The organism is Pseudomonas sp. S44, assembly GCF_016624805.1.
Lineage (GTDB): Bacteria > Pseudomonadota > Gammaproteobacteria > Pseudomonadales > Pseudomonadaceae > Aquipseudomonas > Aquipseudomonas machongensis.
On record NZ_JACVTY010000012.1, the window covers coordinates 97,132 to 111,431 of the forward strand.

14 protein-coding genes are annotated in these 14,300 nt (G+C 61.5%); 6 read left to right on the top strand and 8 right to left on the bottom strand.

Annotation, left to right across the window (positions count from 1 at the left end):
• Positions 1 to 42: 42 nt before the first annotated feature.
• Positions 43 to 1,506: a D-alanyl-D-alanine carboxypeptidase/D-alanyl-D-alanine endopeptidase gene (gene dacB / locus IAE40_RS11730; RefSeq protein WP_054892460.1), complete on the bottom strand. Its 1,464-nt coding sequence runs from the start codon at positions 1,504 to 1,506 to the stop codon at positions 43 to 45.
• Between the two features lie 186 nt (positions 1,507 to 1,692).
• Between dacB and IAE40_RS11735 the strand changes: the two genes are divergently transcribed.
• Positions 1,693 to 2,037, top strand: coding sequence for a YggL family protein (locus tag IAE40_RS11735; RefSeq protein WP_054892459.1), 345 nt, complete (start codon positions 1,693 to 1,695; stop codon positions 2,035 to 2,037).
• Positions 2,038 to 2,044: 7 nt separating this feature from the next.
• On the opposite strand, the gene IAE40_RS11740 is transcribed toward IAE40_RS11735, so the two are convergent.
• The 6 genes from IAE40_RS11740 to IAE40_RS11765 form a co-directional block, all read right to left on the bottom strand.
• The gene (locus tag IAE40_RS11740; protein ID WP_153772914.1) at positions 2,045 to 5,644 is read right to left on the bottom strand and encodes an ATP-binding protein; all 3,600 of its coding nucleotides are present in this window, start codon (positions 5,642 to 5,644) and stop codon (positions 2,045 to 2,047) included.
• A gap of 8 nt (positions 5,645 to 5,652) precedes the next feature.
• On the bottom strand, positions 5,653 to 6,273 hold the full coding sequence (locus IAE40_RS11745; protein ID WP_063544006.1) for a response regulator transcription factor: 621 nt from the start codon (positions 6,271 to 6,273) through the stop codon (positions 5,653 to 5,655).
• Between the two features lie 277 nt (positions 6,274 to 6,550).
• Positions 6,551 to 7,882, bottom strand: coding sequence for a deoxyguanosinetriphosphate triphosphohydrolase (locus IAE40_RS11750; RefSeq protein WP_125930368.1), 1,332 nt, complete (start codon positions 7,880 to 7,882; stop codon positions 6,551 to 6,553).
• 75 nt (positions 7,883 to 7,957) lie between these two features.
• Positions 7,958 to 8,287: a hypothetical protein gene (locus IAE40_RS11755; protein WP_054892455.1), complete on the bottom strand. Its 330-nt coding sequence runs from the start codon at positions 8,285 to 8,287 to the stop codon at positions 7,958 to 7,960.
• Entirely contained in the window at positions 8,284 to 8,658 is a 375-nt protein-coding gene (locus IAE40_RS11760; RefSeq protein ID WP_200603205.1) for a phage holin family protein, read from the bottom strand. The genes IAE40_RS11755 and IAE40_RS11760 overlap by 4 nt, the downstream gene beginning before the upstream one ends.
• Before the next feature lie 9 nt (positions 8,659 to 8,667).
• Positions 8,668 to 8,982 (bottom strand): DUF883 family protein, encoded by a 315-nt coding sequence (locus tag IAE40_RS11765; RefSeq protein ID WP_054892453.1) that lies wholly within the window; start codon positions 8,980 to 8,982, stop codon positions 8,668 to 8,670.
• 312 nt (positions 8,983 to 9,294) lie between these two features.
• Here IAE40_RS11765 and IAE40_RS11770 point away from each other — a divergent pair, with 312 nt between their 5' ends.
• The 5 genes from IAE40_RS11770 to IAE40_RS11790 all read left to right on the top strand — a co-directional run bounded on the left by IAE40_RS11770 (position 9,295) and on the right by IAE40_RS11790 (position 12,644).
• Positions 9,295 to 10,503 carry an ammonium transporter gene (locus IAE40_RS11770; protein WP_153772915.1) on the top strand — a complete coding sequence of 403 codons (1,209 nt, stop codon included), beginning with the start codon at positions 9,295 to 9,297 and terminating at the stop codon, positions 10,501 to 10,503.
• 68 nt (positions 10,504 to 10,571) lie between these two features.
• Positions 10,572 to 10,808 (top strand): glutaredoxin family protein, encoded by a 237-nt coding sequence (locus IAE40_RS11775; RefSeq protein ID WP_063544014.1) that lies wholly within the window; start codon positions 10,572 to 10,574, stop codon positions 10,806 to 10,808.
• A 90-nt stretch (positions 10,809 to 10,898) separates the two neighbouring features.
• Positions 10,899 to 11,330, top strand: coding sequence for a D-Ala-D-Ala carboxypeptidase family metallohydrolase (locus IAE40_RS11780; protein WP_200603215.1), 432 nt, complete (start codon positions 10,899 to 10,901; stop codon positions 11,328 to 11,330).
• Positions 11,331 to 11,401: 71 nt separating this feature from the next.
• On the top strand, positions 11,402 to 11,710 hold the full coding sequence (locus tag IAE40_RS11785) for a hypothetical protein (RefSeq protein ID WP_054892451.1): 309 nt from the start codon (positions 11,402 to 11,404) through the stop codon (positions 11,708 to 11,710).
• Positions 11,711 to 11,759: 49 nt separating this feature from the next.
• On the top strand, positions 11,760 to 12,644 hold the full coding sequence (locus tag IAE40_RS11790; protein WP_200603206.1) for a pseudouridine synthase: 885 nt from the start codon (positions 11,760 to 11,762) through the stop codon (positions 12,642 to 12,644).
• A gap of 37 nt (positions 12,645 to 12,681) precedes the next feature.
• Here the strand turns inward: IAE40_RS11790 and IAE40_RS11795 are convergent, their stop codons facing one another.
• Positions 12,682 to 14,247 carry a methyl-accepting chemotaxis protein gene (locus IAE40_RS11795; RefSeq protein WP_054892449.1) on the bottom strand — a complete coding sequence of 522 codons (1,566 nt, stop codon included), beginning with the start codon at positions 14,245 to 14,247 and terminating at the stop codon, positions 12,682 to 12,684.
• Between the last annotated feature and the right edge of the window lie 53 nt (positions 14,248 to 14,300).

Here is a 14,300-nt window from a genome sequence, read left to right on the forward strand (position 1 = left end):
GGTGGTCGGGGCTGCGTGACAGCCCCGGTTTGTCCGTTTCTGTCAGGGCACTACGCCGACAGTCCCGGTGCCGACCTTGGGCTGGCGGTAGAGCTCCAGCAACACCTGATCCAGTACCTGGGAGGCGCCCCACGGCTTTGGATCATTGAGAATCGCCGACACGGCCCAGGTATGACCGTTGCTGTCGCGACTGAAGCCTGCGATCGCGCGTACGGTATTGAGGGTGCCGGTCTTGATGTGCGCCTCGCCGGTCATGGCGGTGCGCTTCAGGCGCTTGCGCATGGTGCCATCCATGCCCACCAATGGCATCGAGCTGATGAATTCGGCCGCATAGGGGCTCTTCCACGCGGCTTGCAGCAAAGCCGCCATTTCACGTGTGCTGACACGTTCGGCGCGTGACAGACCAGAGCCGTTTTCCATCACGAGGTGCGGTGCGGTGATGCCTTTCTTGGCCAGCCACTGGCGCACGACACGCTGTGCCGCGCGGGCATCGTCGCCGTCGGCATCGGTGCGAAATTGCGCGCCCAGGCTGAGGAACAGTTGCTGGGCCATGGTGTTGTTGCTGTATTTGTTGATATCGCGGATCACCTCGACCAGGTCTGGCGAGAAGGCCCGGGCCAGCAGGCGTGCGCTCTTGGGCACGTTTTCGATGCGGTCACGGCCCTGGATGCTGCCGCCGAGCTCGTTCCAGATCGCTCTGACCGCACCGGCCGCATAGGCGGGGTGGTCGAGCAGGGCCAGATAAGTTTGCGAGTTGCAGCCGTCGCCGAGCTGGCCACTGACCGTGACGCTCACGCCATCGGGCTGAACCACGGGGTTGTAGCGTACATCGCCGGTGCATTGCTTCGAGGCCACGGCCTTGACCTGATTGTCGATGCGGATGCTGGCGATGGGCGGCTCGACCGAAACCACGACCTTGCCGCCATCGTTGCGGGCCACGAAGCGCAGGGCCTTGAGGTTGACCAGCAGCGAGTCCGGCTTGACCAGGAAGGGCTTGTTGACGTCACCACCATCGTCGTCGAAATGCGGCAGGGTGGGTTGCACGAAATGGCTGCGGTCCAGTACCAGGTCCCCGGTGACGGTGCGCACACCGTTGGCACGCAGGTCACGCATCAGCAACCAGAGCTTTTCCATGTTCAGTTTCGGATCGCCGCCACCCTTGAGGTAGAGGTTACCGTTGAGCACGCCGTTGTTCAGGGTGCCATCGGTGTAGAACTCGGTCTTCCACTGAAAGGTCGGGCCGAGCAATTCGAGAGCGGCGTAGGTGGTCACCAGCTTCATGGTCGAGGCCGGGTTGACCGAGACATCGGCATTGAAGATGGTCGGCGTGCCCGGTCCATCGAGTGGCAGCATCACCAGCGACAGGGCATTGTCCTGCAGCTTGTTGGTCTTGAGTGCCTGCTGCACCTTCGGTGGCAAGCTGGTGTTGACGGCGGCAGCCTGGCTGGGCAAGGCGATGGGAAGGAGCAGGCCGGCGAAAAGCAGTGGGCGAAGCGTCTTGATCATGAGTGCTGTAACCCTGCGGGCGAGGGAAAGGGACGACGGGGCTGTAAGAGATGATGGCCCCTTGGCGAAATATAGTGCGCATTATGCCCCAAGCGTGCTGTTTGTGGGCAGGTTCGACACAAAAGCGCCGCTCTGGCGCGGAAACTGGTAAAGTGCCGCGCGTAATTACTCAAGAGGATTGTTTCAATGGCTACCAACCGTTCCCGTCGTCTGCGCAAGAAGCTGTGCGTGGATGAATTCCAGGAATTGGGTTTCGAACTGAACCTGGACTTCAAGGAAGACCTGTCCGACGAAGCCATCGATGCCTTCCTCGACGCTTTCCTGGCAGAAGCCATGGACGCCAACGGCCTGGACTATGTCGGTGGTGATGACTTCGGCCTGGTCTGCCTGGCCAAGCGTGGCTCGGTCAGCGAAGAGCAGCGCGCCACTGTCGAGGCGTGGCTCAAAGGCCGCAGCGAACTCACCAAGATCGAAGTCAGCCCGCTGCTGGATGCCTGGTATCCGGACAAGCCGATCAACTCGGCTTCCTGATCCCGCGTCACTGTGCCTTGGCTGGTCGGCAACGCTGACCGGCCAAGGCCTTCTCTATGCGGCGCATCTGCCGCGCCAGTGCCTGGCGACGCAGTTTCAGTTGCGTCGACGACATACCCTCTGTTTCCAGCGCCTGGCAAGCCTCCATCAATCCCTTTGCGTCCAACATGCGTGCCACGCCAAGAATCTTGTGCGCCTGGTCGACGATGGCTTGTGCGTCGTGCTCGGGGTCCAGGGCCATCAGTAGAGTGAGGTCCTGCTCGAGACTCAGTTGCAGTGTAGCCAGCATTCTTGCCCGGTCCTCGCAGCGGTCACCGACGATCTTCGCCAGTGCGTCGAGGTCGAAAGGTTCTTGTGATTGCCGCCGTTGCGAGGGGCTCACGCTGGCCAGATGCAAGCCGAGGGTTTGCAGGCTGATGGGCTTGAGCAGGCAGTCGTCCATGCCGGCGTTCAGGCAACGCTGGCGCACTTCCGGTTGGGCGTTGGCGGTGTAGCCGAGAATGGTGCAAGGCGTCTTGCCCCGTTGACGTTCTTCACTGCGCAGGACTTCTGCCAGTTGGTAGCCATTCATGCGCGGCATATTGCAGTCCAGGATCAGCACGTCGAAGTCTGTGTGCCGCCATTTTTCCAGCCCTTCCTGACCGTCGCGGGCGCTGTCATGCCAGAGCCCCAGGTAGGTCAGTTGCTGGGCCATCAACTGCAGGTTGGCGGGATGGTCGTCGATGACAAGAACCCTGAGCCGCGTGTCGGGTGCCTCTATGTGCGGGGGCCGCACGACGCTGTCCGGGGGCGGTGCCACGCGCTGCAGCGGCATCAGCAGTCGTACCTGGGTACCCACGCCCTGCAGGCTCTTGATCGCCAGTTGGCCGCCCATCATTTCGCACAGGGTGCGACAGATCGCCAGGCCCAGCCCAGTGCCGGCACGGGCGCTTTCGCTCTGTGGGTCGACCTGTACGAAGGGGGTGAACAACCGTCGCAAGTCGTCATCGTGAATGCCGATCCCGCTGTCGCGCACTTCCAGCTCGAGCATGTCGCGCTCGCTTTCCTGCACCGAGGCTTTGATGCGTACATGGCCATCGTTGGTGAATTTGATCGAGTTGCTGACCAGGTTGGAGAGCACCTGCTTGAAACGCAGTGGATCGAGCAGGGCGTGGCAACGTGCCGAGGGATCTATGACCACTTCCAGCAGCAGGCCTTTTTCTCGGGCCTGACCTTCGAATACCCGTCGTACCGATTCGATCAGGGATGCCAGATCGATCGGTTCGGGGCTCAGGGACATATGCCCGGACTCTATTCTGACGATGTCGAGAATATCGCCAATCAGCCCGAGCAGGTCCCTGGCCGAATGATAGGCGACCTCGATCGACGCTTTGTCCAACTGCCCCTGATCGGCGCGTCTGGCCGCGAGTTCGAGCATGCCGATGACGGCGTTCATCGGCGTGCGGATTTCATGGCTGATGGTCGCCAGGAAGGTGCTCTTGGCCCGGTTGGCATCGTCGGCCTGCTGTTTCGCGAGGCGCAGGTCCTGGATCAGCTTGCGGCGTTCGCTGATGTCGATCCAGCCGCCGATGATGCCTTGCACTTCGCCCAGCGAGTCGCGGTAGGGAAGGATCCAGTGGTAGATGGTCAGTTCGCGGTCTTTAAGGCGCAGGGGGCGGTCGATGATCAGCGGCGTGCCTGCTTCCATTACCTGCAGATAGTCGGTTTGGATCTGCCGGGTATAGTCGCAGTTGCTGAACAGGCTTTCATGGAGCAGTTTGCCCATGACCGCGTCGGCACTCGCGTCGACGGCCTCCAGATAGCTGTCGTTACAGCTTTGCAACCGTCCTTCGCGATCGCGTACGTACATCGGGTGAGGGGTCCCATTGAGCAGGGCGCGCATGAACTCGAGCTGATCGTTCAAGGCGCGTTCTGCCCGGCGACGCTGCCGTATCTGGCGTCGCAAGTAGGCGTTCCAGGCCAGCGCCAGTAACAGCAGGATGCCGATCCCCAGCACGACCTGCAGCACCAGACGCTGGTACTCGCGCCATTGGCCACCATCGTGCAATGCATAACCGCGCCAGCGACTGTTGATGACACCCAGCTCTTCAGGCGTGATGCTCAGCAAGGCTTTGTCGAGGATGGAGGCCAGGGGGCTGGCGTCCTTGACGCTGGCCATGGAGAAGGTGGCCGGGTCGTTGCCGACGGTGCTGCGGATCACCAGATCGTTGTTGGCGGCGATGGCGTGGTTGGCATCCAGCAGCGTGGTGATGGCTGCGTCCACGGCGCCGCTGCCCAGCAGGGCCATGGAGTAGAAAGTGCTTTCGGTCTCGATCAGTCGGATCTTCGGGTGTGCCGTCGCCAGCAGGACGGAGGGGGAGGTATGTCGTGTAACGGCGACCCGGCGGCCATTCAGATGTTCCAGCGACGTGTACGGTCGGCCGCTGCGGGTAACCAGTACATAGGGGCTCTCGAGATACGGGCGACTGAGTTGCAGGTCTGTTCGGGCAGGCGATGCGATGGCAAGTGCAGCAATCAGGTCAGCACTGCCCTGCGCGAGTGACTGGATCATTTCCTTTATCCCGGTAGCGCGTTGGATCTCGAAACGCAAGCCGGTGCGCAGTCGAACCAGCTCCAGCAGGTCGGCAGTGATACCGCGGAAATGGCCGTTGCCGTCGAAGAATGACAGGGGAGCCGAGGTATCGTTTACCACCACGCGCATGCTCGGGTGATCATGTAGCCATTGCTGCTCGCGCGGCGTCAGTTGCAGCCGACGATCGGTAAGCAGCAGGTCGCTGCCCGCGCTCCAGCGCTTGAAGATCGAATTCCTGACGCTGGCCGGCTGGCTGTCCAGGATGGTGTTGATCAGGCCCATCAACAGCTGATCCTGGGCACGCACGGCAAAGCTGAAGCCCACGGCTTCGTGCTTGCCGAAATTGCTCATGCGCAGTTGTGGCAGATGACCGCGGGTAAGCTGGAAGTGAGTCGAAATGGTATCGCCGAGAAAGACGTCGGCCTGGCCAAATGCGACAGCGTTCAGCGCTTCGGAGGTGGAACCGAAGGTTTTCAGCTGGGCTTGCGGGTAAAGCGCATGTATATCCTCGAGCGGCAGGTAATGATAGAGCGTGCTCAGGCGCAAGTCGGCGAGCCCCAGGTCGAGGGGGCGTGTCTCGTCTTCGCGGGTGACCAGAACGGGGCGATCTACAGCGTAGGGTTTGGACAGCGCCACCCCCTCGACCGCGGCCTCATAGCCGTTTGCACTGCCAAGCAGATCGATGCGCCCGGCCTTGAGTGCTTCCACTGCGTCCTGGCGATGATTAAAGCGCAGCACCTTTATTTCCAGCCCCAGTGCCCTGCCGATCAGGCCGGCATACTCCGCTGTCAAGCCTTGATATTCGCTGCCATTGGTGACGTCGAAGGGCGGATTGTTGGGCGCGGAGGTTCCCAGTGTCAGGCTGGTGCGGCATTGCAGCCATTGCTGCTGCGCGGTCGAAAAAGCTGGCACGGTTGCTTCGGAGGTGGAGCGGACCAGCAGGTTGAGTTTCCTGGGGGCGGGCTCCTGCTTCGTTTGAGCCTGGCAACCCAGGCTGAGCAGGGTCAGCAGCACGCAGGCGATGTACCTCGGCATGATCCACCTCAGACCAGCGCGTTGCGCTTGGCCACTTCGATCAGGTCGACCAAGGTATCGACCCTTAACTTCTGCATCAGGCGTTTTTTGTAGGTGCTGACAGTCTTGTTGCTGAGGAACATGCCTTTGGCTATTTCCTTGTTGCTGCGCCCCTGTGCGAAAAGTTGAAGAACCATCAACTCTCTGTCGTTAACTTGTCGGAAAAGATCCATGTCACGAGCGGATATTTCCTGGTGGGGGTTCATTGCCTGGCTGGGGAAGTAGTTGTAACCAGAAAGTACGGCCTTGACTGCGCTGAGCAATTCACTCAGATCTTCCTGCTTGCATACGAATCCGGCAGCGCCTGAGTGCATGCAACGGATCGCGAACAACGCAGGCGACTGTGCCGTCAGTACCAGCACTTTCAGTGGCAGCCCCATGGTCTGAAAACGTGCCAGGACTTCCAAACCGTCGAGCTTGGGGATGCTGATGTCGAGGATCACCAGGTCAGGCTGGGTCTCACGGATCATCTGCATGGCCTCGACGCCGTTGTCAGATTCGCCAATGACCTTGTAGCTCTGATTTTCCAGCAACATGCGAATGGCCAGGCGAATCACGGGGTGGTCATCAACAATAAATATGGAGCTCATATCAACTTCCCAGTCGGCGATTGTCAGATGCAAACAAAACCTTATCGCAGTTGACCGCCTTCGCGCATGAGAGGCTAGGCGTAACGCCATATATGGGAAAAGACCTACGTCCAAGTACTACACGCAGCTTGGATATGTATGAGTTTTGTAAGGAGTCAAGACGAGAAAGTCACTAAATCTCAAATTATTCTTCTGAGTATTTAATGGCGCAGTGGTTGCGTAGGAAGTTTCTTTCAAGAGGGACGGCAAGCCGGGGCTGACCGTCCCTCGTTGTCTGTCAATGAGGGCTGGAGCGTCCTGTCATTTCTCCAGCCATTTCACTGGCGTAGCTGTCGGTCATGCCAGCGATGAAGTCGATCATGCGCAGGAAGGCGTTGTGCAGGGTGCCGTGTGGGTCGGGGGCGTGGTTGCCGATCAGGTCCAGCACACGCCGACTCTTGAATGACGGCGTGCGCCCACCGTGTTGCTCGAGCGCTGCGCCGCAGAAGGCATTGAGGAGGATCTCCAGCGTGGTATAGGCGCCGATCTCGTGCAGGGTCTTGCGCTTGTCCTGGAAGATCTTCTTGCGCGCGATATCCTTGGCCTGCAGCACACAGTGCTTGGCCGGTCCGTGCATGTGCTCGACCAGGTCCCCTGCCAGATGCCCGGCCAGCAGTGCCTGTTGCTGTTCGACGAAGGCCTCGGCGGCGGCGTTGGTCAAGTGCTCGATGGCCTTGCCGCGCAGAATGGCCAGCTTGCGCCGACGAGAATCCGCCGGGCCCAGTTGCCGATAGGTGTCGGGCAGGTCGTCACCGACCAGGTCCAGCAGCAGCGCCTCGACCTCGGCGTACTGCAGCAGCTCCATCTCCAGGCCGTCCTCCAGGTCGATCAGCGCGTAGCAGATGTCGTCCGCGGCCTCCATCAGGTACACCAGCGGGTGACGAGCCCAGCGTTGTTCCTCGAGCTGTGGCAGGCCCAGCTTGTGAGCGATCTGCTGCAGCAGCGGCAGTTCGCTCTGGTAGCAGCCGAACTTGTGTTTCTTGTACCCCAGCGCGTCGGCATGACGGGCGCTCCATGGGTACTTGAGGTAGGTGCCGAGGGTGGCGTAGGTCAGACGGGTGCCGCCGTCGAACTGGTGGTATTCCAGCTGGGTGAGCACGCGAAAACCCTGGGCATTACCTTCGAAGTTGAGAAAGTCGGCACGTTGGTCGTCGCTCATGTCGTCGAGCCACCCACGGCCCGCTGCCTGCTGAAACCAGTGGCGGATGGCGTCTTCACCGGAGTGGCCGAACGGTGGGTTGCCGATGTCGTGAGCCAGGCAGGCCGATTGCACGATCATGCCCAGGTCGCTTGGTGCACACCAGTCGGGCAGGTTGGCGCGCAGGGTCTCGCCGACCCTCATGCCCAGCGAGCGGCCTACGCAACTGACTTCGAGGGAGTGGGTGAGGCGGGTGTGGATGTGGTCGTTGCTGGACACCGGGTGGACCTGGGTCTTGCGCCCCAGGCGGCGGAAGGCGCCGGAGAAGATGATGCGGTCATGGTCCTTGTGGAATGGGCTGCGGCCCAGTTCTTCGGGGCTGTATAAGGCTTTGCCGAGGCGTTCGCGGTTGAGCAGGGTATGCCAGTCCAAGGCTCGATCTCCCGTCAGATGGTGGCCATAGCTTCCCGTGTCACGGGCGCCCGCGCAAGCGGCGGGCGCCTCGTTTCAGCGATGACGGCCGTTCTGCAGGAACAGGCGCACCAGAGGGGCCAGGCTGCCACCCAGGCGCACCAGGCGCGCCAGGTTGCCGCTGCGCACGCCCTTTCCGGTCAGAAAGCCCATGGCGACCACGACACCCAGGCCCCACAGCGGAGCGTGCTTGATGCCGAGGCCGTCCTGGACCGATGCGCCCATGCCGCGCAGGCGCTGGACCGGCTCGAGCAGTTGACGAGACTCGTGGCGGATCTCCTGGCGGTGCATTTCCAGACGCAGGCGTAGCAGCGCCTTGCGCAGTTCGCGAGGATTACGGGTATTAGGCAGTTCAGGCAGGCTCATGGCAACAGGCGCTCCCGGTCCTTGGCGAGTTCTTCGAGGGTGCTGTTGAACGGTGAAGATTCATCGAACACTGCGGCCTTCAGGCGCAGGCCGCAATAGAGTGCCGCGGCGCTGTAGAACACGCAAAGGCCGACGATGCCGGCCAATCGGTAGCTGTCCCACAGCAGTACCAGGATCAGCCCGGACAGCGCGGTCAGCAGGAGCAGGGCGAATACCAGTGCCAGGCCTGCGAACAGCAGCAGGCGAAGGGTTCGGCCTTTCTGCTCTTGCAATTCGATGCCGAACAGTTCGATGTGGCTGTGCAGCAGCCCCAGGATGGCCGCGCCGAGGCGTCTGCCGGAAACGCCGGCGCCGATGGCATCGTTGTCCATGCGTCCTCCTCAGCGGCGGCTGGCGAGCAGGCCGACCAGCAGCCCGACACCGGCTGCGATGCCGATGGCCTGCCATGGGTTTTCCTGTACGTACTCCTCGGCACTGCCCAGCGCTGCCTGACCGCGCTCGCGGACCGAGTCCTGGGTCAGTTGCAGGCTTTCGCGGGCCTGCTGCAGGCGGTCGTGGATCTGGCCACGCAGCTCGTCGGCCTGGTCGCCCGCCAGATTGGCAGTGTCGGCGAGTAATTTCTCGGTGTCGCGCACCAGTGCCTGGAAGTCAGCCATCAAGATCTCTTGTGCAGTCTTTGCCGATTTGCTGGCCATGGGGTCTCTCCCTGTCGATGTGTGTGGCTATTTCGAGTGATGAGTGTGGCGGAAGGTTCACCACTTGTCGCTGGTACGGCGTTTGCTTTGTTCTGCCGGGTCGCGGGGCGTCGATGCCGGGCGCTGCCCCATATGCGCGCAAGGCCCTGGCCGACACCGATAAACCTTAACCCAATCCACGACAAACCCAAGAAAAAACCACTCCCTATGTAGCCGCTCCCCCAAAACGGGGCGCACGGCAGGCACCGATCAGGTGCGCGAGCAAGGTTTCTGAACTGTCCTGGTGCACTTTTCAGCAGGTCTGCCCATTCCATGGAAAACATGCATAGCGCGATGGACTCACTCGTCCATGGCTCCAACACCCTGTTCATCCTCATGGGGGCCATTCTGGTCCTGGCCATGCACGCGGGTTTCGCCTTTCTCGAGGTCGGTACCGTGCGGCACAAGAACCAGGTCAATGCCCTATGCAAGATTCTCAGCGACTTCGCCGTCTCGGCGCTGGTGTATTTCTTCATCGGCTACTGGATCGCCTACGGCGTCAGCTTTTTCCAGCCGGCTGCGGAGTTGGCCAGCGATCATGGCTATGCCTTGGTCAAGTGCTTCTTCCTGCTGACCTTCGCTGCGGCGATTCCGGCAATCATCTCCGGAGGCATCGCCGAGCGTGCACGTTTTGCCCCGCAGTTATGTGCCACCGCGCTGATCGTGGCCTTCGTCTACCCCTTCTTCGAAGGGGCGGTGTGGAACGGCAACCTGGGCGTCCAGGCCTGGTTGCAAGCCCGGTTTGGCGCACCGTTCCATGACTTTGCCGGTTCGGTGGTGGTGCATGCCATGGGCGGCTGGCTGGCGCTGGCTGCCGTCATCCTGCTCGGTGCCCGTCGCGGACGGTACCGTGATGGACGGCTGGTGGCTTTCGCTCCTTCCAGTATTCCGTTCCTCGCGCTGGGGTCGTGGATCCTGATCATCGGCTGGTTCGGCTTCAACGTCATGAGTGCACAAACCCTGGAGGGTGTCAGCGGCCTGGTGGCGATCAATTCGCTGATGGCGATGGTCGGCGGCACGCTGTCGGCCTTGCTGGTCGGGCGCAATGACCCGGGCTTCCTGCACAATGGCCCACTGGCCGGATTGGTGGCGGTGTGTGCCGGTTCCGATCTCATGCACCCGGTTGGCGCGCTGGTGACCGGGCTGGTGGCGGGAGCACTGTTCGTGTGGTGCTTCACTGCCTCGCAGAATCGCTGGAAAGTCGACGATGTACTTGGCGTATGGCCGCTACATGGTGTATGCGGCGTTTGGGGCGGTTTGGCGTGCGGTATCTTCGGCCAGTCGGCGCTCGGAGGGCTGGGCGGTGTCAGCCTGGCGAGCCAGTTGTTTGGCAGCCTGGCAGGCGTACTGGTGGCCTTGGCTGGTGGCTTTGCCGTGTACGGGCTGGTCAAGGCGGTACATGGTTTGCGCTTGAGCCATGAGCAGGAGTTCCAGGGGGCGGACCTGTCCCTGCACCGTATCGGCGCTACCAGTCAGGATTGAGCAGCAGATGCAGGCGGCTCCCGGCGGGCCTAGAATGAGCGTCTCTTCACTGGGCCCGGGAACTGATAATGCTGCCTGAATGCCAATTGTTCGGCACCTTGGGGTGCCATTTGTGTGAAGTCGCCGAGGCTGTGTTGATGCCGTTCGTCGAGCACGGGCTGTGGGTCGAATTGGTTGATATCGCCGATGATGAAGCCATGTTCGAGCGTTACGGCTTGATCATCCCTGTCTTGCGTCGCTGCGACAGCGGCACCGAACTGCTCTGGCCGTTCGACGCGCAGCAGGTGGCGGCGTTCCTCAAGTGACAGGTAGGGGGGAGCGTTTCCTTCATCCCGTCCGGTGTGGTCCTGGTCGATGATGCTGGCCCGATACAGCCGATCACCCGGGGACACATCATGTTTCTTACGCCGAACTTCACGCTCGAAGAGATGACGTTTTCGCTGGCCGCCGCGCACAACGCTATACCCAACGATCCCGATCCCGAGGCTTTGGCCAATCTGCGCTTGCTGTGCGGGGTGCTCGAAGAGGTGCGAGCCTTGATCGACTCCCCGATCCAGATCACCAGCGGTTTTCGCAATGAAACCGTCAACCAGCTTGTGGGCGGCGTGCGCAACAGTGCGCATTGCCTCGGCCTGGCCGCCGACATGTGCGTAAAAACGATGACGCCCCGGCAACTGGCCGAATGCATTCGCGACAGTTCCATTGTGTTCGATCAACTGATCCTGGAGTTCGACACCTGGGTTCACCTGGCCATTTCACGCGACAACCCCAGGCGCCAGGTAATGACTGTTCGCAAGGGGACCGGCCACCTGCCAGGCTTGCAATGAGCTGTTGCGAATTGACGGAATGGCCACGGTATTCGTATGCTGTATAAAGATACAGTATTTGGGGTGAGGCGATGCACAATGTCGAGCAACTGAAGTACAGCGTCAACCGCATGCCCCCGGAAGCGGTGTGCGATGCGGTGCTTGAGCTGCGCATGGAGGGCTTGGTGACCGACGACCGTACTCCGTTCGGCAAGGTCCATTTCAATACCTGCTTTGCCGAGATCGAGGCACTGTTCCAGCGCGCAGGGTTTCATCGCCCGCTGGATGTCGTTGGCTACGAGGGGGTGGTCTACGCCCTTTATGATGCCGGACGCTGGGAGGCGGTGCAGGTGTTGCGCTGGCTCAAGTCGCGTTGTGAGCAAGTTGGCGAGGCTGGTTGAGTGAGCGGGCATTGGCGATAATGCCCGCTCATTGATTACAGAGCCTGCCATGTCCACGCCGTTCGACCCAGCTCACCAGCAAGCCAGTACCGTTTGTTTGCCGCCTGGCGATTGGATCACGGTCCTCGATTGCCTGTGCGATCACTTCAAGGGCATTGGCCGTGACCAATGGCTCGATCGCTTCAGTCGAGGGCGAGTGCTCGATGCCGAGGGCAGGGCAGTGGCGGCCGATCTGCCTTACCGCCGTGGCATGCGTCTGCATTACTTTCGTGAAGTCCCCAATGAAAGGCCCATTCCCGTGGAGGAAACGATCCTGCATTGCGATGAGCACCTGGTGGTGGCGGACAAGCCGCATTTCCTGCCAGTCACACCCACGGGCGAATATGTCGAGCACACCCTGCTGCGACGCCTGATCCGTCGTCTGGACAATCCCCACCTGGTGCCGCTGCACCGCATCGACCGGCATACGGCGGGGTTGGTACTGTTCTCGTCCAATCCGCAGTCGCGCAGCGCCTATCAGCGGCTGTTTCCCGAGCGGCGCATCGACAAGCGCTACCAGGCCATCGCTGCTGCGCTGCCGACGCGGGAGTTTCCGTTGGTGCACCGTAGTCGGCTGGAGCATGGTGAGCCGTTCTTTCGCATGCGTGAGGTCGAAGGGGTGGCGAACAGCGAGACCCTGGCCCAAGTCCTGGAGAAGAACGGTAACCTGTGGCGTTACGGGCTCTCGCCCGTGACCGGCAAGACCCATCAGTTGAGAGTGCACATGGCGGCACTGGGCGCCGCGATCAGCAACGACCCGTTCTATCCGACACTGCTCGAGGGCGAGGACGACTACGAGCGGCCATTGAAACTGCTGGCGCAAAGTCTAGGGTTCGACGATCCGCTGACGGGTGAAAAGCGGTATTTCCAGAGCCGTTTGAGTCTGGACTGGTAAAAAAAGGGGCTGCCTCAGGCAGCCCCTTTTTTGTCACTCAGCGGTTGAACCGCTCCACTAGCGAGTACTGCGTTCCAGCCGTACTGGTCAGTTCTTCACTGAGCAGTGCCGAATGCTGCGCCTGCTCTGCCGTCTGGTCGGCCAGATCGGCTATGGTGCTGATGTTACGGCTGATCTCGTCCGCCACTGCAGTCTGTTCTTCCGTGGCAGCAGCGATCTGGGTAGCCATGTCGGTGATGTTGGCCACCGCTTCGCTGATCCCTACCAGCGCCTGGTCGGCTTGCATCACTCGCTCGACGCCTTCCTCGGCCTGACGGTGGCCGGTCTCCATGGTTTGCACGGCATTGCTGGCAGTCTGCTGCAGCTTGGCAATCAGGCCGTGGATCTGTCCGGTGGATTCGGCGGTACGTTGCGCCAGCTGGCGCACTTCGTCGGCAACCACGGCGAAGCCCCGGCCCATTTCGCCGGCGCGGGCCGCTTCGATGGCAGCATTGAGCGCCAGCAGGTTGGTCTGGTCGGCGATGCCCTTGATCACATCGACCACACCACCGATCTCGTCGCTGTCCTTGGCCAACTGGGTGACGGTCTGGCCGGTTTCACCCACCGCTGCGGAGAGGCGTTCGATGGCTTCGCGGGTTTCCCCGGCGATCTGACGGCCCTGGCTGGTCAGGCGATTGGCTTCCTGGGTAGCGTCGGCGGTGCGCTGCACGTGGTTGGCCACTTCTTGTGTCGTGGCAGCCATCTGGTTGACGGCAGCGGCGACTTGCTCGGTCTCCACGCGCTGGCGTTCCAGCCCCGAAGAACTCTTGTGCGCCAGCACATCGGACTGGCGCGCCTGCTCGCTCAGGTGCTCGGCACTGTCCTGCAGCCGGGTGAGGCAGGTTTTCAGGCGGGATTCCTGGCTGAGCATGGCCATTTCCAGGCGTGCCTGCACGCCACGGCTGTCGGTGAACATCTGCGCGATCAGCGGATCGGAAGTGGTCTGTTCGGCCAGGCGCAACAGGCGCTTGAGGCCGCGCTGCTGCCAGGTGAGGCCAAGCAGGCCGAGGGGGACAGAAACGGCAGCAGCCAGGGCAAAGCCCCAGGAGTGGCCGAGCCAGTTGCCGATGAGGAAGCCGATCTGGCTGATGAGAATGAACGGCAGCCAGTCCTGCAGTACCGGCAACCACTTGTCACGACGCGGCACCGCCGGCTTGCCCTGGTTCAGACGCTGGTAAAGCGCTTCGGCGCGACGGATCTGTTCGGCCGTGGGCTTGACCCGCACCGACTCGAAACCGACCACCTGGTTGTTGTCGAAGATCGGCGTGACGTAGGCATTGACCCAGTAATGGTCGCCCGACTTGCAGCGGTTCTTGACGATCCCCATCCACGGCAGGCCCTGCTTGAGGGTCTGCCACATGTGGGCGAACACTGCTGGGGGCACGTCAGGGTGGCGTACCAGATTGTGTGGCGCTCCCGTGAGCTCTTCGCGTGAGAAACCGCTGATTTCGATGAAAGCATCGTTGCAGTAGGTGATCACGCCTTTGGCGTTGGTGGTGGAAATCAACCGCTGCTGGGCAGGGAAAGTCCGTTCTCTCTGGGTAATCGGCTGGTTGTTACGCATTGGCTGTTCAATCCGCAAGGCTTTCGACAGGTATCGGCAAGCCCATGGTTTTA

Coding starts and splice junctions, on each gene's coding strand:
- IAE40_RS11780 (WP_200603215.1), top strand. CDS start 10,899: ATGTTTCTTACGCCGAACTTCACGCTCGAAGAGATGACGTTTTCGCTG.
- IAE40_RS11735 (WP_054892459.1), top strand. CDS start 1,693: ATGGCTACCAACCGTTCCCGTCGTCTGCGCAAGAAGCTGTGCGTGGAT.
- IAE40_RS11740 (WP_153772914.1), bottom strand. CDS start 5,644: ATGCCGAGGTACATCGCCTGCGTGCTGCTGACCCTGCTCAGCCTGGGT.
- IAE40_RS11795 (WP_054892449.1), bottom strand. CDS start 14,247: ATGCGTAACAACCAGCCGATTACCCAGAGAGAACGGACTTTCCCTGCC.
- IAE40_RS11765 (WP_054892453.1), bottom strand. CDS start 8,982: ATGGCCAGCAAATCGGCAAAGACTGCACAAGAGATCTTGATGGCTGAC.
- IAE40_RS11785 (WP_054892451.1), top strand. CDS start 11,402: ATGCACAATGTCGAGCAACTGAAGTACAGCGTCAACCGCATGCCCCCG.
- IAE40_RS11745 (WP_063544006.1), bottom strand. CDS start 6,273: ATGAGCTCCATATTTATTGTTGATGACCACCCCGTGATTCGCCTGGCC.
- IAE40_RS11770 (WP_153772915.1), top strand. CDS start 9,295: ATGGAAAACATGCATAGCGCGATGGACTCACTCGTCCATGGCTCCAAC.
- IAE40_RS11760 (WP_200603205.1), bottom strand. CDS start 8,658: ATGGACAACGATGCCATCGGCGCCGGCGTTTCCGGCAGACGCCTCGGC.
- dacB (WP_054892460.1), bottom strand. CDS start 1,506: ATGATCAAGACGCTTCGCCCACTGCTTTTCGCCGGCCTGCTCCTTCCC.
- IAE40_RS11790 (WP_200603206.1), top strand. CDS start 11,760: ATGTCCACGCCGTTCGACCCAGCTCACCAGCAAGCCAGTACCGTTTGT.
- IAE40_RS11755 (WP_054892455.1), bottom strand. CDS start 8,287: ATGAGCCTGCCTGAACTGCCTAATACCCGTAATCCTCGCGAACTGCGC.
- IAE40_RS11775 (WP_063544014.1), top strand. CDS start 10,572: ATGCTGCCTGAATGCCAATTGTTCGGCACCTTGGGGTGCCATTTGTGT.